Raw genomic sequence first — 22,708 nt, 5'->3', positions numbered from 1 at the left:
TGTAACTAAAAAGGAAAGGTGATGGATAAAATTGATTTTCTTGACAAGAAGATACTGAGTATTCTTTCCAAGAATGCACGTATCCCGTTTAAGGATGTGGCTGCAGAGTGTAATGTCTCCCGTGCCGCCATTCATCAGCGTGTGCAGCATCTGATTGATGCTGATGTGATTACCGGTAGTGGATTCGACGTTAATCCCAAGAGCCTGGGCTATTCTACTTGTACCTATGTGGGTATCAACCTGGAAAAGGGTTCTATGTATAAAGACGTGGTAGAGTGTCTGCAGCATATCCCTGAGGTGGTAGAGTGCCACTTTACCACAGGCCCGTACACCATGCTGGTGAAGCTCTATGCCCGTGACAACGAGCAGTTGATGGAGCTGTTGAACGGAAAACTGCAGGGCATACCTGGCGTTGTAGCTACTGAAACATTGATTTCTCTGGAACAGAGCCTAAAACGAGAGATTCCTATTGTCATTAACGAAGTTGGGCAGAAGTAATGAACAGATTTGACTTACAGTCGCATCTGGATGATATCTATGCTCACTTTCCTGAAGCCGACCAGAAACCTGTCATAGGTATCACTGGTAATTATGAAGATCTGACCTGTAAATTGGGACAGGGCTACTACAAATCTGTAGTGGCTGCAGGTGGTGTGCCTGTTGTCATTCCGCCTGTGGCTGATAAAGATGTAATCATCAACACCCTTGAGCATCTTGATGGTCTGATTCTGAGCGGTGGCGGCGATATCAACCCCTTGTGGGCTGGTGAGGAGCCTTCACCCAAACTTCATGGTGTTAATCAGGAGCGCGACCTGCCAGAGTTGCTGATAGCACAACTGGCCTATAATCGACAGATACCGATGCTGGGCATCTGTCGGGGCATCCAGACACTGGCAGTGGCTCTGGGCGGCAAGGTGGCTCAGGATATCGGAGATGTGGCAAAGGTGAAGCATTCGCAGGATGCCGACCGCTCTGAGCCTACGCATAGCATCAGTATTATAAGAGATTCTATACTTGACAGCATCTACAAGTCGTACGACAGGCCTCTTATGGTGAACAGTTTCCACCATCAGGCTGTGGTTGAGACGGGCGATAAGTTCCGTGTAGTGGCGCAGTCGGCTGATAATATCATCGAGGCGATAGAGAGTACGGAATATAAATCTATAGTAGGTGTCCAGTGGCATCCAGAGTGTCTGGAGGAGGGGCTGCCCCTGTTCCAGTGGCTGGTGGGCGAGGCTGCCTCGTTTAGACAGGCTCAGCGTGTGCATAACCGTGTGCTGACGCTCGACACCCACTGCGACACCCCGATGTTTTTCCCGTCAGGCATCCACTTCGACCAGCGCGACCCAAAGATATTGGTCGACCTGCATAAGATGACTGAGGGGCGTCAGGACGCAACGATCATGGTGGCCTATCTGCCACAGAACACTGAGAATCCTACGACATATGCTGACCGCATCTTCGACAAAATAGAGGATATTGTGGCGCAGAACCAGCAGTATATCGCGCTTGCCCGCACCCCTGACGACCTCTGGATGAACAAGCATCGGGGGAAGAAGAGCATCATGCTCGGTATTGAGAACGGCATAGCCATTGACAGTAAACTGGAGAACCTGCAGCACTTCAAGGACCGTGGCATTGTATATATGACCCTCTGCCATAATGGCGATAACGATATCTGCGATGCCGCGTCGAAGAGCAATAACACCCATGGTGGTGTGAGTGCCTTTGGCGAGCAGGTCATCAAGGAGATGAACCGTTTGGGTATCATGGTTGATTTGAGTCATGGTGGCGAGAAGAGCTTTTATGACGCCCTTGACATCAGCACCATGCCTATCGTGTGCAGTCACTCGAGCAGTCGTGTCCTCTGCGATCATCAGCGTAACCTGACGGATGACCAGATGCGTGCCTTAGCTAAGAATGGCGGTGTGGCTCAGACCACGATATACAACGGATTCCTGCGTAAAGACGGCGAGGCAACGATCTTGGATGTGATGGAACATCTTGAGCATGCCATCGACGTGATGGGTATCGACCATGTGGGACTCGGTACTGATTTCGATGGCGATGGCGGCGTGAGAGGACTGGCCGATTCGTCGGAACTCATTAACTTTACCCGTGCGCTGTTGGCCCGACGCTTTAGCGAACAGGACATCCAGAAAATCTGGGGCGGCAACTTCCTGAGGGTCATGCAACAAGTTCAAATGAAATGAAGAAAGGTGTATTTTTAGTTTTATCCATACTCCTGATGCTAAGCTGTGGAAACCTGCGTAAGCAGACTGCGGACGAGACGGCTGTGGCCCAGCCTGTAGGTCCTGCATTCTGTGCAGACAGTGCCTACCAGTATTGTCAGGCTCAGTGTGATTTCGGCCCGCGAGTGATGAACAGTGTGGCTCACGACCAGTGTGAACAGTGGATTATTGCCAAGTTCAAGAGCTTTGGTATGGAGGTGATGGCGCAGAAGGTCGACCTGAAAGGTTATGATGGTACCATACTTCACAGCACCAACATCATTGCCAGCTATAAGCCAGAGTTGTCAGAACGTGTGCTGCTTTGTGCACATTGGGACAGCCGTCCCTGGGCTGATAACGACCCTGATGAGGCTAATCACAAGAAGCCGGTGATGGCAGCCAACGATGGTGCCTCTGGGGTGGCCGTAATGTTAGAGGTGGCGCGTCTGCTCTCAGCAGACACTCTAGGCATAGGTGTTGATTTTATTTGTTTCGACGCTGAAGACTGGGGTGTGCCTCAGTGGAGCGATGCAACAGACGATGGTAACTCGTGGGCACTGGGCGCTCAGTATTGGTCGGCTAACCTGCATCGTAAAGGCTATAAGCCACGCTTTGGCATTCTGCTCGATATGGTAGGCGGACAAGGCGCTCAGTTCTATAAGGAAGGCATGTCGCTGCAGTATGCCAGCAACGTTGTAGATAAGGTTTGGCGTGCTGCTCAGGTAGTGGGCTTTGGTAGCCTGTTTCCCACTCAGACGGGTGGTTACATTACTGACGACCATATTCCTGTGAATACCAAGGCAAAGATTCCGACAATTGACATTATTCCTTATTACCCCAACTGCGAGCAAAGTAGTTTCGGGCCTACGTGGCACACAGTCAACGACGATATGGCACATATTGACAAGAATACGCTTCAGGCCGTTGGTCAGACGATGATACAAGTGCTATATTCAGAATAAATAATCCCCGTCAGCGGCGGGGATTATTTATTGGGTATGGGGTTATATCTGTCCTGCCTCAACCATGAGAACCACGCGCTCTGTGAGGCGGTCTACACCATTAGGGTCGTATTCTTTTTTGAGCGAAGCACCGAACCCCCAGGCGAAGACTTGCCAGAACCCAGCACGGATAGGCCCCATGAAGGCACTGATCATATCGTAAGACGACGAGTGGCACTCCCTGTCTATTAGCTTGATGAGCAGCTTACCTTGCGAGTAAGTCAGCTTCTTCATCTGAGGCTTGTAAGTACGGAAGATGTCATCCTCTACACGCTTGATGTGCTCCTCCTTCGATTTCTGGTCAGGCAGTGTCTCGAGATATTCCGTGGTCTCGATCAGCATCTGGCGTGCCTGCTTGGCAATGGGCAGTACCTTCTTCACGTTCTTTACCAGACGCATGTACGAGTCGGCTTGCTTCCTGTTCTTGAAGGTGAGCTGGGGGTAAACATACACATTATTCATTTCCATATACTGTATGCTGTCGCCCTCGTGAAGCACCTTACCCACTTTGACAGTAGGTACGAAAGTGGGAGAGTCCATCTCAGCCAATACCTCCTCAGCTGTCATCCGCTTGTCTTGGGCAGAGGCAGTGAAGAGTGAATAGTGAAGGGTGAACAGAATGATCACCATTCGCATCATCCATGGGGTATATGGCTGCAGATTCGTCATTTCAGCTGCAAAAGTAAGCAGTATCTCTGAGAAATCCAAATATTTCTTTGGGATTTACGCAGATTTATCATATCTTTGCGCCGCTAAACAATTATGAAGACACTATTTATATCAATCATGATGATTATGCCACTGGGCTTACAGGCTCAGGAGGGACATGTGTGGGAACGTTATCTGAGTGAAGTGATGACTGTTGAGGATTCTGAGTCAGAATCGTGGGAAAGGACTTACGATCTGCTATGCGAATTGGAGCAGCAGCCCTTAAACCTGAATACCGTAACGAGAGAACAACTGGAGGAGTTACCTTTTCTTACAGCCCAACAGATAGAAGATATGATGGAGTATCGCTATCGTTATGGGGCGATGAAGTCGGTGGGCGAGTTGATGATGATTCGCTCGCTGGGTGAAGTCCAAAGGCGACTGCTTACCTATTTTATATATGTTGGTGATGACGCGTCACAGCGAAGTCCCCGACTCGGCGATGTGCTTAAGTATGGGCGTCATGAACTTACTGCCACTATGCGCATACCCTTCTATGAGCGAGAGGGTGATCATGAACAGTATCTTGGCTATCCCTATCGTCATTGGATGCGTTATCAGTTCAGCTATGGCGACTATGTGAAGCTGGGACTGGTGGGTGCTCAGGATGCTGGTGAACCTTTCTTCGCGAATCGTAACAAGTGGGGGTATGACTACTATTCGTCTTATCTTCAACTTCGTAACTTAGGCAGACTGGAGACACTCGTCTTGGGCAACTATCGCATGTCGATGGGTATGGGACTTGTTATGAATAATGGTTTCGGACTAGGTAAGATAGCCACTCTCCAAAACATGGGGCGAAGCACCAATACGCTTACAGCCCACTCTTCGCGCTCAAACAGTTATCTGCAAGGCATGGGGGCTACCATCCGTCTCTCCACAGCTTTCAGGGCCACAGCCTTTTTGTCTTATACTCCCTTGGATGCAACCCTCAACAAAGACTCGACAGCCCGCACCATCCTTACCTCAGGCTATCATCGAACAGAGACGGAGATGGCGAAGAAACACAATCTGCATGCCTTGAAAACTGGTGGTGCGCTGCGCTATGAGGCTCATGGCCTGCATCTGGGCGTGAATGCGCTTTATGTGCATCTTGACAGGCCGCTGCATCCGCAGAGAGTTTCACTATACCAGCGTATTTACCCCTATGATCAGGACTTCATGAATACCAGTCTTGATTACGGCTATGTGAGTCATCAGCTGTCCTTGAATGGTGAGACGGCATTGGATAAGAGAGGACATATCGCAACCATCAACACTTTCAATATCCGCTTGTCTGACGTGCTGAGCATGATGGCTCTCCAGCGATTCTATTCATACAAGTATGCCTCGCTCGATGCTCAGAGCTATAGCGATGGCGGACGCGTACAGAACGAGAGTGGTGTCTATCTGGGGCTTTCGTGGCATCCCTCGCCAGAGTTTCAGGTCTCTGCCTATACAGACTATGCCTATTTTGCCTGGGCAAAGTATCAGGTGTCGCAATCGTCGTATTCATGGGATCAGCTGTTGCAGGCGGCCTATACGGGAAAGCGTTGGAACCTGGGTGTCCGCTATCGATTAAGGATGAAACAGAAGGATGATAAGGACAAAAAGACGTTGAATGACCGTTGGGAACACCGTGGGCGTCTGAGTGCCGAATATGCGACAGACTTCGGTCTCAGTTGCCGCACCCAGTTGGATGGGGGCTATTGTGCCTATAGCGAAGGCGAGTGGGGTGGAATGGTGAGTGAAAGTTTGTCGTATACCAAGGACTGGTTGAGGCTGAATATAGGGGCCGGCTATTTCCATACAGATAGCTATGACAGTCGCGTGTGGCTCTACGAACAAGGGCCGCTTTACGCCTACTCTATGAATCAGTTCTATGGTGAGGGCATCCGTTATTGGCTCATGGTAAGGGCGAAAGTCGCGGGAAACCTTATGCTCACGGCCAAAATAGGTACAACAGACTATTTCGACAGGGATTACATCGGGAGTGGCTATCAGCAGATTGACGGCTCATCACAGACGGATCTCGACCTCCAGCTGCGCTGGATTATATGATGTTAGAGCAGTGAGTGGTAAAGCTCAATCATCTGATTGGCCATATCGCTGCCCAGAAAACGACGGATGTATGCCTGGCTGCTGGCTATTCTATGTTCGCGCCCTGTTGCCCCGCGAAGCGACTCTTTGATGGCTCTGGTCATGCCTTCTACGTCGTCTGGTGCTACATAAAAGCAATCAGGCCCTCCAGCCTCTTCCAGACAGGAACCTGAACATGCTACCACAGGAAGTCCGCAGTTGATTGCTTCGATGATGGGGATGCCAAAACCTTCGTAGACAGACGGATAGACAAAGGCTTCTGCTTGGGTGTAGATGGCTGGCAGATGCTTGTTGGGCACACCATGTAGAATCAGTACGCGATGGCTCAGCTGGTGACAGTTAACATAGTCGATGACTTGATCCGTATATTTGGTATGTCTTCCTACAATGACGAGCGATAGGTCTTCTGGAAGGCTTTGCAATGCCTTGACTGCCAGGATGATATTCTTTCTTGCCTCTATACTGCCGACGTTTAGGATATAGCGTTGGGGCAGGTTGTAGTGCAGCCTTACCTCTTGTTGCTTCTGCGTGTCAGGTTCTGCAGAGAATCGTGGCGCACAACTCTGATAGATAAGGGAGATGCGGCTTTCGTCCACATGTCCATACTCAATGATGTCGCGTTTCGTACATTCGCTGATGGCAATGATACGGTCGGCTTCTTTGATGGTCTTCCTGAATTTCCAGGCGTAGATCTTTGTGTCTATCCAATGGTAGAACTCCGGGTGGCGCAGGAAAATCAGGTCGTGGATGGTAACCACGCTCTTGATGCCGCTCTTCCTGATGCCAATGGGCAGCTCGCCAGAAAGCCCGTGATAGATCTGTATACCGTCTCTCTTGAGGTCTTTTATAATGCCATGCGTGCGCCAAAGGGAAGTTCCCAACGCGGGAACTCCTGGTTTACCGTAATGAAACTGCAAGTTTCCTCGGAGTAAAACCTGACTTCTAAGGTCGTCTCTTCCTTCATTGGGCGCATAGAGGTGAAGGTCGAGATGTTCGCTGGCGGCGAGGTCGTTGACGAGCGTCCTGCCATAGCTGCCAAGACCTGTAGCGTTGCTGACAATGCGTTTGGCGTCGAAACCGATGGAGAGTTGTGGTGTCATGAGCGTTTGAAGTGTTTGAAGACATACCTTACGAGTATGAAGTTGATGGGCACAGAGATGCTGAACACCGCGAAGGGAGCCAGGATTCTGTGTACACCTATCCAGAGGAAGAAATTGAAGAGACCCATTTGCAGGAAATAATTGAATATGTGAGCCCCCGCAAACCCCGCTCCGTTTCTGGCAGAGGTCTTCTCCTTGAACGTGAAATGGGCAGAGAGATAATAGTTGGCGCAGAAACTCACCAGATAGCCTATGGTGAAGGCTATGTTTACATCAATCCAGTATTGCAGTATCCAGTAGACGGCGTAATGAATGGCCACTGCCAGAATACCAACGATTCCGAACCTGACGAGCTCCCCTAAAGTCTCTTTTTTCTCCATATTTCTGAAAATATGGGGCAAAGTTACGAATAATTCTCGAAATCTTTGTACCTTTGCAGGCAAATAATGACGTTATGGAAAAGAAAATGAATTATCTCGACAGGAACGAGTTTAACTTTGAACCCAGTCAGAAAGTGGTGGAAGCCATTCGTAATTTCGATCCCAAGACCCTATGTTTCTATACCCGTATTTATGACGAGGGGAAAAAGAGCGTGGTGTCTGTACGTTTGAGTGAAATCTATGGTGTCCCAGAGGAACAGGTTCTCTTGGCCTATGGCGGAGAGGACATTCTGAAGAATGCAATCCATTATTACCTCATGAAGGGTGACAACAAGAAGATTCTTATTCCAGAGTTCTCTTGGTGGTATTACAACAAGGTGGCCAGCGAGTGCTATGGTACGTTCGAGATGTATCCCCTTCACGAGCAGGATGATACTTTCGCCTATGATGTGGAAGAGGTCATCGAATATACAAACCGCATCCACCCGCGTATGCTGCTGTTGGCATCGCCCAACAATCCTACGGGTAACAGCCTGACGCCTGACGAGATAGGACGTATCATGGAGAATATCCCCGACGATACGATGGTGCTTATCGACGAGGCTTATGCCAGCTTTATTACCTCAGATACCGACTATATTGCCCCTCTGGTCAATAAGTACGCTAATCTGATTATCTCTCGTACCCTGTCTAAGTTCTATGGCCTTCCAGGCTTGCGCTGCGGTTTCGGCTTCATAGGTGCCGGGCACGACCATTTTGTAAGCTATATCAATAAATACTTGGGCTACAATCGCTTCTCTGAGGCTGTTGCCTTGGCTGCCCTCGATAGCGATGACCACTATCGTCGTGTGGCAGATGATATGGAATGGGGCCGCCAACTCTATAAAAAGGCCTTGGGCGACAAACCTGGTTTCAAGGTTTATAAGAGCGTGGCCAACTTCATCCTTATCAAGTATCCTGTCGCCATCAAGGAGAAGCTTCAGAAAGCCCTTGCCGAACAGGATTATAAGATTAAGTTCATGACTGATAAGGGACTTGAGGAGACCCTGCGCATCACCTTGGGTCGCAAGGAACAGACTCAGACTGTTGTCGATACGATTCTGCGTTGCTTATGATAGGTGTGATTCTGGCCGCAGGAATGGCCAAGCGGCTAAGACCGTTAACGGATACGAAGCCTAAGTGCTTGTTGGAGGTGGGCGGAAAGACGCTGCTCCAGCGCACTGTAGACGCCATGCTGTCTGCCAATATCCGGGAATTTGTTGTTGTGACGGGTTATCGTGCAGAGATGATTCGCGAGTTCCTCGCCAGTCATTATCAAGATCTTTCAATCCGTTTCATTGATAATCCTGATTATGCCCATAACAACAATATCTTCTCCCTCTGGCTGGCGATGGAACAGTTGCATGGCCAAGAGGTATTGCTGATGGATAGCGACATCCTTTGTGATCCGGAGGCCGTGCGCCGCGTGGCAGCTCAGGAATGCTCAGCCCTTGCCATGCAGCGTCATGAGTTGGGCGAGGAAGAGATGAAGATCGTAGTCGATGGCGAAGGTCGGATAACGGAAATCAGCAAAACCTGTCGTGTCGAGGATGCTGTCGGTGAGTCGGTGGGCATCGAAAAGATAACGTCATCCTATGGCGAGGCTCTCTATCAGGAACTTCGTGGGATGATACTCGACGAAGGTCTCATAGACATTTTCTATGAACGTGCTTTTGAGCGTTTGATCCCTCAGGGCCATACCTTCAAGGTCGTAGACACTACGGATTTGTTCTCATACGAACTCGACACGCCAGAGGATTTACAGCGTGCACAGCTTGAATTGCCCCAGAACCTGATTTATTGAAATAATGGCTGATTACGATATTGACAAGCTCCACCAACGGATCCTGAAGATTCTCCTGGCTGTCGACAAAACCTGTCGGGAGCATAGCCTGCGCTATTATCTATGGGCAGGGACACAGCTTGGGGCTATACGGCATAAGGGCTTCATCCCTTGGGATGACGATATCGACATCGCCATGCCCCGTCCTGACTATGAGAAACTGATTAGACATAGTCGGGAATGGTTGCCAGAACCTTTTGAACTGGTTTGTGCAGAAAACGATGCGTCATATAATCTGCCATTCGGAAAAATACAGGATGCGTCGACAACGCTGATAGAACGTATGCATCTGCGCTATCTGGGAGGTATCTATATCGATGTGTTCCCTATAGACGGGGTTCCCGAATCCAGCCTCATGCGCAAGCTCCATTTTGCAAGATATGAGTATCTGAAGCGGGTACTCTATCTGCTTCATCGTGATCCTTACAAACATGGTCATGGCCCCTCAAGCTGGGCTCCTCTGCTGTGTAGGAAGTTCTATACGCTGGATGGTGTTCAAAAGAGAATACGTCAGCTGTTGATGACCTATGACTATGAAAAGTCAGCCTTGGTCGCTGACTACGATGACGGCTCTAACGGATCCATGCCGAAGGATATTCTGGGAACTCCCACCCCATATGCTTTCGAGAATGAGATGGTCATGGGGGTGGAAAAAGCTGATACATATCTCTCACAGAAATATGGTGATTATATGACTATCCCCGATGGAGAGCATCAGAGGCAGCATAATTTCCATTATTTAGACTTGGACCATTCCTATAAAGACAATATCCATGGGCTTTAATACCGACGCAGAGAAACGTGGCGGATATCTGGTATCGCACGAGATGAAGAAAGTCTGGGCTGTGGAGCTCGATCTTCTTAGGCAGTTGATAGAAGTATGTCAGCGTGAGAACCTGCGTATGTGGGTTGATGGCGGAACACTACTTGGAGCTGTCCGTCATCAGGGATTCATCCCTTGGGATGACGATATAGATGTGTGTATGCCCCGTCCTGACTACGACCGCCTGACGGCTATTTCCGGGCAGGTATTCAAAGAGCCCTATTTCTATCAGAATGCCTATACTGACAAGGATTATTTTGCTGGTCATGCACAACTTCGCAATAGCCGTACTGCCGCCATACGTCCCTCTGCCAGCTTCAATCCTTTTAATCAGGGCATATTCATCGATATCTTCGTGCTTGATGGTGTTCCTGAGGAAGAGACAGAGCGTAGAAGGGTATGGAAGGCATCACGTCGTATGCAGCATTTTCTGAAAGCCAAGAATCTTAATATCCTTATATCGGGTCGCTGGCTTCAAGTATTCAGGAAGATACAGAGTCGTCGAGCTGTCAGCAAGACTGGCTGGACTTCATTATACCGTCAGGCAGAGGATCAGTTGCGCTTGACCTCTTTCGATGAAAGCAAGGAGGTGGCGGAGATTTCATTCAGTGCCTATGACATCGTACTTGACAGACATATATTCGATGATACAGTATGGTTGGATTTCGAGGATATGAAAGTACCGGCTCCTTCTGGATACGATCAGCTCCTTCGGACGCAGTATGGTGAAAACTATATGACTCCTATCCAGACAGGCAATTATCATGGTGAATTGGTATTCGATACAGAAAGGAGTTACGTGGAGTTGTTGCCTGAGGTCAGACTTCGATATAGGAAATCACAGATAGCCAAGCTTTTTGGGAAAAAGAAATGAAAATAGTTGTAGACGGTAAATACCAGTATTTGGCTCCTTTTATAGCCCAACTCCCTCATTTGTTGGATGAGGGACGGGGAGAGCTGGTCTACGATGGGCGCAATCAGGTGGCCCGTTTCCATGAACAGGGATTGGTAATGATGGTAAAGCGCTTTAAACGTGTAAACTTTATCCAGCAGATAGTCTATAGCTTCTTTCGTAAAACGAAAGCCGAACGGGCATATCTCTTTGCTGAAGAATTCGCCACTCGTGGTATAAAAACCCCGCAACGTGTGGCTTATATAGAACAAAAGAAGAACGGACTTTTTACTATTGGCTATTTTGTCAGTCTTGAAGCTGTCGGTACGGAAGGCCATCTGTTGCTGCGCGAAGTGAAAGATTACGATTCGGATTTAGCCGAGGCCGTAGCTCGTCAGATGGTGCTGATGCATAGCAGAGGTATCCTCCATGGCGATTTGAATTTGTCGAACTTCCTTTGTAACCATGATAACGAAGGCTATCATTTTACTATGATTGATATCAATCGCTCTCATTTCTGCGAGGGCTTCCCATCTGATAAGGAATGCCTGCAGAATATGGTGCGTCTGACGCATCGTCGAGACCTTTATGAAGACCTGATACGTCGTTATGCGCTGTTGCGAGGCTGGGATGCCGGGTCGACCATACAAAAAGCCGTTGTGTTGCTCGACCGTTTCGAACAACGTAGGTTCCATTTTTAATCTCTTTGCTTCTTATCCGATTTGCTGGAGTGCCTGTCTGATGGCATCCTGCAGATATTCTCCTTCTCTTAGGCGCTCACTGATACGAAGAACATTCTTACGCATCTCCGCTAATTGCTCTGGTGTAATCATGCTCAGTGTACTGCCTAACTCCTGAATATTCTCAATAGTGATACCAATACCTTCTTTCTCTACAATGGGGGCCACAGCAGCCTCTTTCCAGATAATGATGGGCAGACCTGCACGGAGATAGAAAGACACTTTGTGTGGACTGTTCCAGCGTAAGTATTCTCCGAAGTTACCTGTACAACTGTCAAGTGAATCGCCGTCCCAAACAAAGCCGAAGTCACCCTCCACTTTTTGGATAAAGGTGTCTGCGGGAGTAAACGGATGGAAAAGGATTTTGGGGTTCTCGTTCATGTCTGGCAGACCATTGCGGTTGCCGTAGATATGTAGTTCAAAGGGAAGTTCTTGTTCTGCCAGTTTCAGCAGGAAGGAATTCTTTCGCATAGCCAGCGCTCCTGCATAAACCAGTCGCAGGTGTTCTGATGGCAGTTGTTTTCTTGACTGTGAAGTAGAACGATAGTCAAATAGCTGTAAGGCACCTAACGGATGTCGGTAGCCATGTTCTTTCAGCCATGTCTTCATTGTGTCGTTTGATGCAATCACATAATCGGCATGCATCAGTCTGTTGATTTCTTTCTCTATCGTGAGTTTCTTTCTCCGAAATGAACCGAGGTCATGTATAAGAGCCATGGTTTTGGCTCCTTTCAGATGAGCTATGCGACAAAGAAAGGCGAAATATTTCTTTACAGGGTATTGTAGTACGACAACGTCACCTCGCCTGACAGTGAAGACATACTTGATAACCCCAGCCAAATCGAGAAAGAATGTGATAACCTTATTTGGATAGAAAGTGCGTTTCAGACCAAGATTCCTAGCCCCAATTACTTGTAGAGTGTCTTCGTTGTCAGTCTTGGCCTTGTTGCCAGCACCATTGAGATTACGGTAGTTACGGGTGATATAACAGAGTCTTGTCATAATAGTATTTGCTTATTTCCGTGATATTCTGATATTATATTCTTCGTGGGTACGTTTCCAGCGATTATGTGTCCAGAGGTAGTAAGCGGGTTCTTTGCATATGGTGTCTTCTAACATCTGGAAAAAGCGGGTGGTGATGGCATGCTCCGTTTCCTCTTTAGCATGGGCCGAGAGCATTTTGAAGGTACATACATACTTACCTCTTTTAGGACGACTCATCTCTGTGTAGAACACGGCGTCATCCATCTTTCTCATAATACGTTCACCACCAGTAAAGACCGGGGTGTCGTGATGCAAGAAAGGCAACCACAGATGGATATTCTCCCATTTCGGTGCCTGGTCGCTGATATAGCCGAAGAGCGAACGGCGATTATCACGACGAAAGTCTACGAGATAGCGGAGAATATCTTTTTTTGGTACGCATATACCACCATGGGCAGAGCGCAGAGCAATGAACAGACGATCGAAGGCATCGCTGTAGAGTGGATGGTAGATGAGACCCGTTGCAGCCTGTGGATGGCGCTCGAAGGCCAATCCTGACGCAGATAGCCATTCCCAATTGCAGTAGTGCCCTAGAATAGCAGCGCAGTTGCGTCCTTCATCGAACACTTTCTCTATCTCTTCCGTTCCGTGGAACTCTATATGCTTGAGAAGTGTCTTGTTAGAGATGCTGAGAAGCTTGAAAGTCTCGAGGATATAATCACAGAACCAATGATAGAATTTCTTTTCTGTCTTACGCAACTCCGCTTCGCTCTTCTTAGGGAACGACGAGGTGAGATTCTTCCATACAATCTTGCGCCTGTATCTGATGATATGATACACCAGCAGGTAGAGTCCGTCGCTCAGCAGATAAAGTAGCCAGAGAGGCAGCAACGATAGAAGATAGACCAAAGCGTAGAGTAAGTAATAACTAATCTGTTTCATCTTTCTTTCAAGTCTTTCGTTGTTACTTGTAATATTGCTTTGTTTAAGCGTAGCATTCTTTCAGGCTCTTTGCTGTTGCTCACTGTGAAACGCTTAGCGTCGAAATCATAGAGTATATGCCCAGTGCTGTCTATCAGCAATTGGGCGTTGTTATAGTTGTGTACTGCAGTGGGATAGTGATAGCTCTTCGATAGAACGTCGCGACTGAAGCGGAAGTCTTCGTGGTTAAGCCTCATCTGTCCTAATAATGTAGCACATATATCCGTCTGGTTACAGAGTATATTGACAGTGCGTGGTCCTTTCACTGCTCCTCCAAGCCAGAGCATAGGAATGTGGTTACGCTCTAAAGGTCGCTGCTCGTCAATGTTCTTGTAGTTGATGCCGTGGTCAGCTACAAGAACGATGAGCAGGTTGTCCCATGCTGCTGTCGACTTCATCCTGTCAATGAAGTCGCCCAGGCAGTTGTCGAGATATCTGAAAGCATTCAGCACCTCGTCGTCAAGTTCCTTCGTAGGCACGTCCCAAGGCTCGTGGCTGCTCAGTGTAGAGTAGCCTATGAGCAGTCTTCCCGTCGGATCGGCTTTACTGATCTGGTCGTGAAGCGTCTGGAAGGTGATATCGTCGCGTACGCCCCATTGGGCGGTACTCTGTTCCTCTGCAGTGTAGTCGGCCTTCCAGGTTAACTTTTCCCATCCTGTAGATATGAGGTAACTGCGCATATTGGTAAAATTGATGTCGCCACCATAAAGGAAACAGGTCTTGTAGTTCTCCTGCTGCAGGGTACGGGCGATGGATGGCAGTGAGCGACTCTTCTCAGGCATCTTCATTACCGAAAGTGACGGGAATGAAGGATAACCGCTCAGTGTGCATACCGTGCCGCGATCTGTGCGCCAGCTGTTACCATAACACTGGCTGAAGTAGATGCCTTCCTTTTTCAGCTGTTGCAGGCGGGGCATGACGCTTGCAAACTCCTCGCCACAACTCTCCAGCAGAATGATAGCAATGTTGGGACGTGTCGTTGTAAGCAGAGTGTCGCTAAATGTACTTTCTGTGGTGAAGACGCCCTTCACGAGCGCCTCGCACTCCTCTTCCTCCATATAGTTGTACTTGCTTGTGTCGCCCATCTGGTGGCTCAGTGAATAGAGGAAGCTGAACACAGGGTTCACGGCCGAATGGTTCAGAAACTGTTCTTGCGAGTAGTATACCTGTCCGATATTGGTTGTCGACTCGTCAATACCACCACGGATGCCGATAATAAAAAGAGGTATCAGCAACAGGTCACCAATGACAGATAATTTTTTGTTGGATGGCTTCTTGTCCCACATAGGGATACGGAAGTACATCCACCAGATAGCAATGGCGCCTATGATGATAAGCAGAAGCCGAATGGCCATGTAGAGTCCTGATACACTGGCCCCTATTTCTGCAGGATTATCGAAATATTGCAGACACACGGCATTGAGTTTGAATCCCCAGAAAGGGTATAGGCTGGTGTCAGCGACAAAGGCCAGGGTAAATGCTATGGCGATGATAGTATAATAGCCACAGAGAGTCCTCCTCAGCCAACGGCTCTCTGTCCAAATTGAACCTATACTTATCAGGAAAGGTACTATGAGTGCGTATAGAGCTGTAGAGAGGTCGAGCGATAGACCATGACTTATCACGTCCCATACGTCGCCAGCAGAGAAGGCATGCCCTTCGTGGTTTGCCCACATAAACACGACCTTGGCAACCATAAACAAGATCACCGTCAGGGCGTACACTTTAATTAAATATATCAGTCTCTGCCTCATTTTTCCTAACTCTGCATGTCGTGCAGTTTCTTGTAGTAGCCGTCCTGAGCCAGTAAGCCTTCATGGGTTCCGCGCTCCACAATCTTTCCGTCGTGAAGTACGCAAATCTCATCTGCATTCTTGATGGTGCTCAGACGATGGGCGATAGCTACGGTGGTACGTGTCTTCATCAGTCGCTCCAGCGCATCCTGTACCAATCGCTCGCTCTCAGTGTCGAGGGCCGATGTGGCCTCATCGAGAATTAGGATCGGAGGATTCTTCAGAATGGCACGTGCTATCGATACACGTTGACGCTGGCCACCTGAAAGTCGTCCGCCACGATCACCGATGTTGGTGTCGAAACCCTGTTCCGAGGCCATGATGAAGTCGTAGGCGTTGGCAATCTTGGCTGCCTCTTCTATCTGCTGCTGGGTGGCATTATCTACACCAAACGATATGTTGTTGCGGAACGAGTCGTTGAAAAGGATTGCTTCCTGATTCACGTTGCCTATCAGTTGGCGCAGGTCGTGTATACCCAGTTCTTTTACGTTGATGCCATCTATCAGTACTTCACCCTCCTGAACGTCGTAATAGCGGGGAATAAGGTCTACCATAGTAGACTTTCCGCTGCCACTTTGCCCAACCAGCGCAATAGTCTTACCCTTGGGAATGGTGAGGTTGATGTCCTTCAACACCCATTGTTCACCATATTTAAACGACACGTGGCGGAATTCAATCTCGTGGTCAAAACTGACAATGTGCTTGGGCTCTGCAGACTCTTTGATGGTATTCTCTGCCATTAGAATCTTGTCGATGCGCTCCATTGAGGCCAAACCTTTTGGAATGTTGTAGCCTGCCTTTGAGAACTCCTTCAGAGGTTGGATGATAGAGTAAAGTATCACCATGTAATAGATGAATGTTGGACCCGTGATGGCCTGATTTGTCAGCACCAGGATGCCTCCAAACCACAATACTATGATAATCATCACCGTGCCAAGAAACTCACTCATGGGGTGGGCCATTGACTGGCGTATGTTCACTCGCATGATATCATTTCTGTAGGCTGAGTTGATGCGATCGAAGCGGGTGTTCATCTTGCCTTCGGCACAGAAGGCTTTGATAATGCGCAGTCCGCCCAGCGTCTCCTCTACCTGACTCATTGTGTCGCTCCAGAGCGTCTGAGCCTTGATGCTCTTCTGCTTCAGCTTTCGTCCTACGAGTCCCATGAACCAACCGAAGATTGGGACGAAGACGATGGTGAAGAGAGTCAGTTGCCAGCTCACGAAAAGCAGTGTTGCGAAATATACAATGATAAGTATCGGATTCTTGAACAGCATATCCAGACTTGACATGATGCTCGTTTCAACCTCTTGTACGTCACCACTCATGCGGGCAATGATATCGCCCTTGCGCTCTTCAGAAAAGAACCCCAGCGGCAACGATGTTATTTTCTGATACAGTTGGTTACGTATGTCGCGCACTACGCCAGTACGGATGGGGATAATTGTGGCCGAAGACAGGAAATAGGCTCCCGTCTTCAGGGCTGTGGTCAGAGCCAGGAACAAGCCGATGAAGAGCAGTGTCGTGGTTTGTCCGAACTGTGCGATAAGCTGAGTCACGTAGTAGTTCATATTGTTCATCAGCACTGTCTGCACGTTGCCCCAGTCCCATGCCATGTAACCAGTGGCGGCTTCAGCGTCGCCCGTCTGGAAAAGAATCTGGAGGATAGGTATCAGTGCTGCAAACGAGAAGATGTTCAGCACGGCAGAGAGGATATTGAAGATGACCGACAATATCAGGTGTTTCTTGTATGGCGGAACAAAACGCCTCAATACGTTGATGAATTCTTTCATAATGCTTCTCCTAGTAATGTGGCACTTGTAGAGCCTGTGATGCGTACGCGCACCGTCTCTCCGATATGGTGGCCTGCTTTGTCAAATACCACCATCTTGTTCTGCTCGGTACGTCCGCAGAGTTGTTCACGGCTACGTTTAGAGAATCCCTCTACCAGCACGTCAAACTCCTTGCCCTCGTCTTTCTTGTTCTGCAGGGCGCTCATTTCCGTCTGTAGGGCGATGAGCTCGTTCAAACGACGGATCTTCTCCTCCTCTGCCACGTTGTCAGGCAAGTGCTTCGAGGCGAAGGTGCCTGGGCGCTCAGAATATTTGAACATAAAAGCAGAGTCGTAGCCTACCTCACGCATCAGACTCAGACTTAGCTGATGATCCTCTTCCGTTTCGTCGTGATACCCTACGAAGATATCCGTAGAGAGTCCGCAGTCAGGAATAATCCTGCGGATGGCAGCCACGCGATCCATGTACCACTCGCGGGTATATTTGCGGTTCATGAGTTTCAGAATCTTGTCGCTTCCGCTCTGCACAGGCAGGTGGATATGCTTGCATACGTTGGGCACCTCGGCAATTACCTTCAGTGTCTCGTCGCTCATGTCCTTAGGGTGCGATGTGGTGAAGCGTACCCTCATCGTTGGCACTTCCTCGGCTACCTTACGTAGCAACTCAGGGAAACTGATGTCGTCAAAGCGGTAGGAGTTCACATTCTGTCCCAATAGCGTCACCTCCTTATACCCCTTGTCTCTCAGGTCGCGCACTTCGCGGAGGATGCTCTCCACATCGCGACTTCGCTCACGGCCTCTGGTGTAGGGCACGATGCAGTAGTGGCAGAAGTTGTTGCAGCCACGCATGATGCTCACGAATCCGCCAATCTTATGTCCCAGTGCGATGCGCTGTGGCACCACATCCTTATACGTTTCTGTAGTTGAGAGTTCTGTGTTCATCGCTTTGTGACCCATCTCTGCCTGAGCAATCAGGTCGGGCAGAGAAAGATAAGCGTCGGGACCTGCCACGAGGTCGCAATGGTGGTTATCCAGCAAGTCCTGCTGTGCCCTCTCGGCCATACAGCCCAGCACGCCTACAATCAATGGGTTCTGGGTGTCGTCTTGCTGTTCCTTCTTACGCTTTCTGCGCTCAGCGTCGAGCGCCTCCAAACGGTGATAGATCTTCTGTTCGGCGTTATCCCTAACGCTACATGTGTTGAGGAAGACGGCATCAGCCTCTTCCAGCTTCTCGGTGGTTTCATAGCCAGCCATCTGCATCACAGATGCCACCACCTCTGAGTCTGCCACATTCATCTGGCAGCCATACGTTTCAATATACAGTTTCTTCATTTCGGCTGCAAAGGTAGTGCAAATCGAGAGAAATGCAAAATAAATTAATATTTATTTTCATTTCCGAAATGCTGCCTACCTTCGAGTTTTACTCAAAGGTGGTAAAAAATCGTAATACCATAGGTGTTCTTGCAAAAAAAGTTGTATATTTGCAGCAGATAACTTAAAACGATCTATTATATGCTACACATCCATGAAGAAGCCTCACGCTGCCTGTTGTGCGAGGAAGCCCCTTGTACCAAAGCGTGTCAGAAAGGTGATCCCGCACGTGCCATCCGTGCCATCCGTTTCGATAATGCCAAGAATGCCTGGCGCTGGCTTGAAGGCTGTACTGATGCTGATCTGCAGCGTGCCGAGCAGGCTTGTATCCATTACGACATACCCATCCGTATCAGGGAAGTGCTCCATTCTGTTGAGAGTTATGACAAGCTAACTTGTCAACCCTCGCTCGCCATCACTTTTTGTGGTGTTCCCTGTGAGAACCCTTTCTTCCTGGCTTCGTCAGCTGTCTGTACCAACTACGACATGGTGGCTCGTGCCTTCGAGGCTGGTTGGGCTGGCGTCTTCTATAAGACTATCTGTAAACAGGATATCCGTGAGGTGTCGCCACGCTTCGATGCTGTGAAAGAAGGTTCCTCGTTTGCTGGGTTCCGCAATATGGAGCAGTTGTCGGAAAATCCATACGAAGAAGATTTCGATATCCTGCATCGCTTGAAACAGAACTATCCTACGAAAGTGGTGGTGGCCTCTATCATGGGACAGTTTGAGGAGGAGTGGATAGAACTGGCTAAGATGGCAGAGGAAGCTGGCTGCGATGCTGTGGAACTGAATTTCTCCTGTCCCCAGATGCGACTGGTTGGCTTAGGCAGCGATATCGGGCAAGAGCCAGAGCTGGTAAATGCCTATACGACGTTTGTAAGACGTAATGTCAATATACCCGTTATTCCCAAGATGACCCCAAACGTCACACAGATGAACCGTGTTGCGATGGGCGCCTACTTCGGAGGGGCCGATGCCATCTCAGCCATTAACACCATCAAAAGTGTCACGATGTCGAAAGAGGCAGCTGTCAGTGAGAAGAAGACGATTTCGGGCTATAGTGGGAAAGCCGTGAAGCCCATCGCCCAGCGTTTTATCGTTGAGATGGCCTCGAATGCCGTACTTAGTGGCTCGCATGGAAAGCGTGTGGAACTGAGTGGCATTGGGGGTATCGAAACATGGCGCGACGCTCTGGAGTTTATGCAGCTGGGTTGCCGCAACGTGCAGGTTTGTACTGCCGTGATGCAATATGGCTATCGTATCATCGACGATCTTGTGCTGGGACTTCAGACTTATCTTGCAGAGCGAGGCATTGAGCGCTTGGAGGATGTCGTGGGCGAGGAACTACCCAACTTCGTGCTACCCTCTGATCTTGATCGTGAGACGCTTGTTTTTCCTAAGGTCGATTATGAGAAGTGTATAGGTTGTGGGCGCTGTTATGTGTCTTGTATGGATGGAGGCCATCAGGCCATTGGCTTCGATACGGCTACACGTCAGCCTCGTATCATTGGTACGAAGTGCGTTGGCTGTCATCTCTGTCGCCTTGTCTGTCCTACAAATGCTATCGGTCTCACCAAGCGCATTCCCAAGAGACATTGATGAAACGTCAAGAACTATTACCAAAAATTAACACTTGTAGATTTCTGAAATAGAGAAAGAAAAGGGTGCTTTTAGGGGCATTTGAAGTTTCATTACGACAAAGTAGGAGTTTGGACGGAGCAAAGTATGGGTTTACTCCGACTAAAGTCCCACTTTAGACCATCCTTTCACCCGCATTGGATAGCCTTTCCGACTGGAAAAGATAGTCTCTACGGAGGTAAAACAACTTGTTTTACTTTCAAAAAGACTTTCTCAACGAGCTCTGGAAAGTATCTTTTTCCGTAACGCGTACGTTTTCAGTCACTTAGCAAAACGGCTCAAAAATCGCATGTTTGCGACAGAAAGTCCGCTTGCTGACTAAGAAGCGGCTCTTGTGTACTAGTTTGTTGTTCTTTTTTACCAACAAAGCCCGCCTATACAATTGGCAGGGCAATGCCGCTGATCTTCTGGTAGACGTCGAGGGCATAGACGTCTGTCATACCGCTGATATAGTCGATGATAGCCATGAGGCGCGTCTCAAGGTCTGGAGCGTCGATGTGGTATTGGCTCGATACGCGACTGATTAAATGCTTGGAGTAGAATCGCTCTGGATGGACGGCGGCTTCTGTGAACTGCTGCATGAGGGTCTGGATGATCTGATAACCAGAGAGTTCAACGTCGAGCACAGGACGGCTCTTGTAGATGTATTTGACGGAGAGTTGGCAACAGCGCTGATAGGCCTCTTGCTGTAGTGGACTGATATGGTCGATGAGGCTGCCCGTGAAGGTCCCGCTGAGGATAGCCTCCTCGTTGTCTACAAACACGCTGACACACTCGTTTTCGAGTTTGCCAATGACGCAGGCCCGCAGATAGACCACTTTTTCGTTATCGTCAGTCACGCCCTCCTCGTCGATACGTTGGAGGATGTGCTGTTGGCTTTCCTTGTCGAAGAAACTGAGAAGCAGTTGCATCGTTTCATCGTGAGAGATGATTTTCAGCTTGTGGGCGTCCTCGATATCCATGATTTCGTAGCAGATATCGTCAGCAGCCTCGACCAGATAGACTAGTGGGTGGCGGGCATAACGGAGAGGTTCGCCAGCCTCGGAGAGACAAGGAATGCCAAGCTCCTGGGCTATCCTGCGATAAGCGTCTTTCTCTGAGTCGAAGAATCCGAACTTCCCCTTCTTGCCAGCAGCCGTCGAGGAGTAGGGGTACTTCACGATGCTGGCCAGCGTGGAATAGGTCATGACGAAGCCTCCAAGCCTACGGCCCTTGAATTGGTGGGTGAGGATGCGGAAGGCGTTGGCGTTACCCTCGAAATGGGTAAGGTCGTTCCAGAATACAGAACTTACCTCACGCTGCAACTCTTTCCCTGGCCCTTCGAGAAAATAAGCCTGCATGGCTTTCTCGCCGCTATGACCAAAGGGGGGATTTCCTAAATCGTGTGCCAGACAGGCTGTGGCCACAATCTGCCCTATCTCCTGGAAAAGCGTATCCTTGAACTCTGGATGCCGCTTCGTGAGTTGCTGTACCACATCGTTGCCAAGCGACATGCCTACGCTGGCCACCTCAAGCGAATGGGTGAGGCGGTTGTGAACGAAAATGCTGCCAGGTAAGGGAAATACCTGAGTCTTGTTCTGCAAACGACGGAAAGGGGCTGAGAAAATCAGACGGTCGTAGTCGCGCTTGAACTCCGTGCGATCGTCATGGCGCTCTGGGTGGCGATGCTCCTGCCCAAGGCGCTTGTTGGAAATAAGTTGTTGCCAGTTCATCATATCTAAGGTGCAAAGATACGAAATTTAAGTCAGGAAGGCACGGTTTTGACGGAATTTTTTTATTTAATGTAAAAAAACAGCCTTTCGCAACGAAATTATTTGGTCGATTAGGAAAAAAACACTACTTTTGCACATTGATTAAAATGAAATTTTAAAACCATGTTGAAAATAAAAGTCGTAAATAAAGGCCATCAGCCATTGCCACAATATGCCACGCCCCAGAGTGCGGGTATGGACTTGAGGGCAAATCTGGACGAGCCTGTCACGCTGAAACCACTGGAGCGCAAGCTCATCCCAACAGGACTACACATTGCCCTGCCTGCAGGGTATGAAGCACAGGTAAGACCACGTAGCGGCCTGGCTCTGAAGAAAGGCATTACCGTGCTGAATACCCCAGGAACCATCGATGCCGACTATCGTGGCGAGGTGTGTGTGATACTGATTAACCTTTCGCAGGAAGATTTCGTGGTCGAAGACGGCGAACGTATAGCCCAGATGGTGATAGCCCGTCACGAACAGGGCGATTTCATTGCTGTCGACGTGCTCGACGAGACAGAGCGCGGCGAGGGCGGATTCGGACACTCAGGAGTGAAGTAGA

20 protein-coding genes are annotated in these 22,708 nt (G+C 49.0%); 11 read left to right on the top strand and 9 right to left on the bottom strand.

All coding sequences use genetic code 11. The features are described 5' to 3' along the window. The first annotated feature begins 21 nt into the window (after positions 1–21). The 3 genes from T325_RS10830 to T325_RS10820 are packed head-to-tail and all read left to right on the top strand — an operon-like array spanning position 22 to position 3,193. Positions 22–498 (top strand): Lrp/AsnC family transcriptional regulator, encoded by a 477-nt coding sequence (locus T325_RS10830; RefSeq protein ID WP_036913847.1) that lies wholly within the window; start codon positions 22–24, stop codon positions 496–498. Further along, positions 498–2,213 (top strand): membrane dipeptidase, encoded by a 1,716-nt coding sequence (locus tag T325_RS10825; protein ID WP_036913844.1) that lies wholly within the window; start codon positions 498–500, stop codon positions 2,211–2,213. The genes T325_RS10830 and T325_RS10825 overlap by 1 nt, the downstream gene beginning before the upstream one ends. After that, positions 2,210–3,193: a M28 family peptidase gene (locus T325_RS10820; RefSeq protein ID WP_036913842.1), complete on the top strand. Its 984-nt coding sequence runs from the start codon at positions 2,210–2,212 to the stop codon at positions 3,191–3,193. Before T325_RS10825 ends, T325_RS10820 begins: the two co-directional genes overlap by 4 nt. Before the next feature lie 42 nt (positions 3,194–3,235). Here the strand turns inward: T325_RS10820 and T325_RS10815 are convergent, their stop codons facing one another. Next, positions 3,236–3,901, bottom strand: a complete 666-nt coding sequence (locus T325_RS10815) for a DUF4294 domain-containing protein (RefSeq protein WP_231622230.1) — start codon at positions 3,899–3,901, stop codon at positions 3,236–3,238. Between the two features lie 93 nt (positions 3,902–3,994). Here T325_RS10815 and T325_RS10810 point away from each other — a divergent pair, with 93 nt between their 5' ends. Continuing rightward, a complete protein-coding gene (locus T325_RS10810) occupies positions 3,995–5,980 on the top strand; it encodes a ComEA family DNA-binding protein (protein ID WP_036913839.1) in 1,986 nt (661 codons plus the stop codon). Between the two features lie 2 nt (positions 5,981–5,982). Here T325_RS10810 and T325_RS10805 read toward each other — a convergent pair whose 3' ends face one another. Both T325_RS10805 and T325_RS10800 read right to left on the bottom strand, forming a co-directional pair. Then, positions 5,983–7,119: a glycosyltransferase family 4 protein gene (locus tag T325_RS10805; protein WP_036913836.1), complete on the bottom strand. Its 1,137-nt coding sequence runs from the start codon at positions 7,117–7,119 to the stop codon at positions 5,983–5,985. After that, positions 7,116–7,499 carry a GtrA family protein gene (locus T325_RS10800; RefSeq protein ID WP_036913833.1) on the bottom strand — a complete coding sequence of 128 codons (384 nt, stop codon included), beginning with the start codon at positions 7,497–7,499 and terminating at the stop codon, positions 7,116–7,118. The genes T325_RS10805 and T325_RS10800 overlap by 4 nt, the downstream gene beginning before the upstream one ends. Positions 7,500–7,573: 74 nt before the next feature. Between T325_RS10800 and T325_RS10795 the strand changes: the two genes are divergently transcribed. From T325_RS10795 to T325_RS10775, 5 genes are read left to right on the top strand one after another with little or no spacing between them, the layout of a single operon-like run. Further along, positions 7,574–8,614 (top strand): pyridoxal phosphate-dependent aminotransferase, encoded by a 1,041-nt coding sequence (locus T325_RS10795; RefSeq protein WP_036913830.1) that lies wholly within the window; start codon positions 7,574–7,576, stop codon positions 8,612–8,614. Beyond that, positions 8,611–9,342, top strand: a complete 732-nt coding sequence (locus T325_RS10790; protein ID WP_036913827.1) for a phosphocholine cytidylyltransferase family protein — start codon at positions 8,611–8,613, stop codon at positions 9,340–9,342. The genes T325_RS10795 and T325_RS10790 overlap by 4 nt, the downstream gene beginning before the upstream one ends. Positions 9,343–9,346: 4 nt before the next feature. Then, positions 9,347–10,165: a LicD family protein gene (locus tag T325_RS10785; RefSeq protein ID WP_036913820.1), complete on the top strand. Its 819-nt coding sequence runs from the start codon at positions 9,347–9,349 to the stop codon at positions 10,163–10,165. Further along, the gene (locus tag T325_RS10780) at positions 10,155–11,078 is read left to right on the top strand and encodes a LicD family protein (RefSeq protein ID WP_051949852.1); all 924 of its coding nucleotides are present in this window, start codon (positions 10,155–10,157) and stop codon (positions 11,076–11,078) included. Before T325_RS10785 ends, T325_RS10780 begins: the two co-directional genes overlap by 11 nt. After that, positions 11,075–11,797, top strand: coding sequence for a lipopolysaccharide kinase InaA family protein (locus T325_RS10775; protein WP_036913809.1), 723 nt, complete (start codon positions 11,075–11,077; stop codon positions 11,795–11,797). Before T325_RS10780 ends, T325_RS10775 begins: the two co-directional genes overlap by 4 nt. Positions 11,798–11,809: 12 nt before the next feature. Here the strand turns inward: T325_RS10775 and T325_RS10770 are convergent, their stop codons facing one another. Genes T325_RS10770 through miaB form a run of 5 tightly spaced genes read right to left on the bottom strand, consistent with a single transcriptional unit; the run spans position 11,810 to position 18,718 of the window. Next, positions 11,810–12,838: a galactofuranosyltransferase gene (locus T325_RS10770; RefSeq protein ID WP_036913806.1), complete on the bottom strand. Its 1,029-nt coding sequence runs from the start codon at positions 12,836–12,838 to the stop codon at positions 11,810–11,812. Positions 12,839–12,850: 12 nt separating this feature from the next. Next, complete coding sequence (locus tag T325_RS10765) at positions 12,851–13,762, bottom strand: lysophospholipid acyltransferase family protein (RefSeq protein ID WP_036913803.1); 912 nt, start codon at positions 13,760–13,762, stop codon at positions 12,851–12,853. Continuing rightward, positions 13,759–15,555 carry an LTA synthase family protein gene (locus T325_RS10760; RefSeq protein ID WP_036913801.1) on the bottom strand — a complete coding sequence of 599 codons (1,797 nt, stop codon included), beginning with the start codon at positions 15,553–15,555 and terminating at the stop codon, positions 13,759–13,761. The genes T325_RS10765 and T325_RS10760 overlap by 4 nt, the downstream gene beginning before the upstream one ends. A 5-nt stretch (positions 15,556–15,560) precedes the next feature. After that, entirely contained in the window at positions 15,561–17,387 is a 1,827-nt protein-coding gene (locus T325_RS10755) for an ABC transporter ATP-binding protein (RefSeq protein ID WP_036913799.1), read from the bottom strand. After that, positions 17,384–18,718 carry a tRNA (N6-isopentenyl adenosine(37)-C2)-methylthiotransferase MiaB gene (gene miaB / locus T325_RS10750; protein ID WP_036913796.1) on the bottom strand — a complete coding sequence of 445 codons (1,335 nt, stop codon included), beginning with the start codon at positions 18,716–18,718 and terminating at the stop codon, positions 17,384–17,386. The genes T325_RS10755 and miaB overlap by 4 nt, the downstream gene beginning before the upstream one ends. A gap of 180 nt (positions 18,719–18,898) precedes the next feature. Here miaB and preA point away from each other — a divergent pair, with 180 nt between their 5' ends. Then, positions 18,899–20,356: an NAD-dependent dihydropyrimidine dehydrogenase subunit PreA gene (preA, locus tag T325_RS10745; RefSeq protein ID WP_036913793.1), complete on the top strand. Its 1,458-nt coding sequence runs from the start codon at positions 18,899–18,901 to the stop codon at positions 20,354–20,356. A 413-nt stretch (positions 20,357–20,769) separates the two neighbouring features. On the opposite strand, the gene dgt is transcribed toward preA, so the two are convergent. After that, on the bottom strand, positions 20,770–22,107 hold the full coding sequence (gene dgt, locus T325_RS10740; protein WP_036914455.1) for a dGTP triphosphohydrolase: 1,338 nt from the start codon (positions 22,105–22,107) through the stop codon (positions 20,770–20,772). A gap of 162 nt (positions 22,108–22,269) precedes the next feature. Between dgt and dut the strand changes: the two genes are divergently transcribed. Continuing rightward, complete coding sequence (gene dut, locus T325_RS10735; protein ID WP_036913790.1) at positions 22,270–22,707, top strand: dUTP diphosphatase; 438 nt, start codon at positions 22,270–22,272, stop codon at positions 22,705–22,707. The last annotated feature ends 1 nt before the right edge of the window (position 22,708 follow it).

The organism is Prevotella sp. FD3004, assembly GCF_000746155.1.
Lineage (GTDB): Bacteria > Bacteroidota > Bacteroidia > Bacteroidales > Bacteroidaceae > Prevotella.
This window is presented reverse-complemented; position numbering and strand designations above follow the sequence as displayed.

What these genes read in the sequence shown, in the direction of transcription:
- T325_RS10830 (WP_036913847.1), top strand. Translation starts at nt 22, where the DNA reads ATGGATAAAATTGATTTTCTTGACAAGAAGATACTGAGTATTCTTTCC.
- T325_RS10825 (WP_036913844.1), top strand. Translation starts at nt 498, where the DNA reads ATGAACAGATTTGACTTACAGTCGCATCTGGATGATATCTATGCTCAC.
- T325_RS10820 (WP_036913842.1), top strand. Translation starts at nt 2,210, where the DNA reads ATGAAGAAAGGTGTATTTTTAGTTTTATCCATACTCCTGATGCTAAGC.
- T325_RS10815 (WP_231622230.1), bottom strand. Translation starts at nt 3,901, where the DNA reads ATGACGAATCTGCAGCCATATACCCCATGGATGATGCGAATGGTGATC.
- T325_RS10810 (WP_036913839.1), top strand. Translation starts at nt 3,995, where the DNA reads ATGAAGACACTATTTATATCAATCATGATGATTATGCCACTGGGCTTA.
- T325_RS10805 (WP_036913836.1), bottom strand. Translation starts at nt 7,119, where the DNA reads ATGACACCACAACTCTCCATCGGTTTCGACGCCAAACGCATTGTCAGC.
- T325_RS10800 (WP_036913833.1), bottom strand. Translation starts at nt 7,499, where the DNA reads ATGGAGAAAAAAGAGACTTTAGGGGAGCTCGTCAGGTTCGGAATCGTT.
- T325_RS10795 (WP_036913830.1), top strand. Translation starts at nt 7,574, where the DNA reads ATGGAAAAGAAAATGAATTATCTCGACAGGAACGAGTTTAACTTTGAA.
- T325_RS10790 (WP_036913827.1), top strand. Translation starts at nt 8,611, where the DNA reads ATGATAGGTGTGATTCTGGCCGCAGGAATGGCCAAGCGGCTAAGACCG.
- T325_RS10785 (WP_036913820.1), top strand. Translation starts at nt 9,347, where the DNA reads ATGGCTGATTACGATATTGACAAGCTCCACCAACGGATCCTGAAGATT.
- T325_RS10780 (WP_051949852.1), top strand. Translation starts at nt 10,155, where the DNA reads ATGGGCTTTAATACCGACGCAGAGAAACGTGGCGGATATCTGGTATCG.
- T325_RS10775 (WP_036913809.1), top strand. Translation starts at nt 11,075, where the DNA reads ATGAAAATAGTTGTAGACGGTAAATACCAGTATTTGGCTCCTTTTATA.
- T325_RS10770 (WP_036913806.1), bottom strand. Translation starts at nt 12,838, where the DNA reads ATGACAAGACTCTGTTATATCACCCGTAACTACCGTAATCTCAATGGT.
- T325_RS10765 (WP_036913803.1), bottom strand. Translation starts at nt 13,762, where the DNA reads ATGAAACAGATTAGTTATTACTTACTCTACGCTTTGGTCTATCTTCTA.
- T325_RS10760 (WP_036913801.1), bottom strand. Translation starts at nt 15,555, where the DNA reads ATGAGGCAGAGACTGATATATTTAATTAAAGTGTACGCCCTGACGGTG.
- T325_RS10755 (WP_036913799.1), bottom strand. Translation starts at nt 17,387, where the DNA reads ATGAAAGAATTCATCAACGTATTGAGGCGTTTTGTTCCGCCATACAAG.
- miaB (WP_036913796.1), bottom strand. Translation starts at nt 18,718, where the DNA reads ATGAAGAAACTGTATATTGAAACGTATGGCTGCCAGATGAATGTGGCA.
- preA (WP_036913793.1), top strand. Translation starts at nt 18,899, where the DNA reads ATGCTACACATCCATGAAGAAGCCTCACGCTGCCTGTTGTGCGAGGAA.
- dgt (WP_036914455.1), bottom strand. Translation starts at nt 22,107, where the DNA reads ATGAACTGGCAACAACTTATTTCCAACAAGCGCCTTGGGCAGGAGCAT.
- dut (WP_036913790.1), top strand. Translation starts at nt 22,270, where the DNA reads ATGTTGAAAATAAAAGTCGTAAATAAAGGCCATCAGCCATTGCCACAA.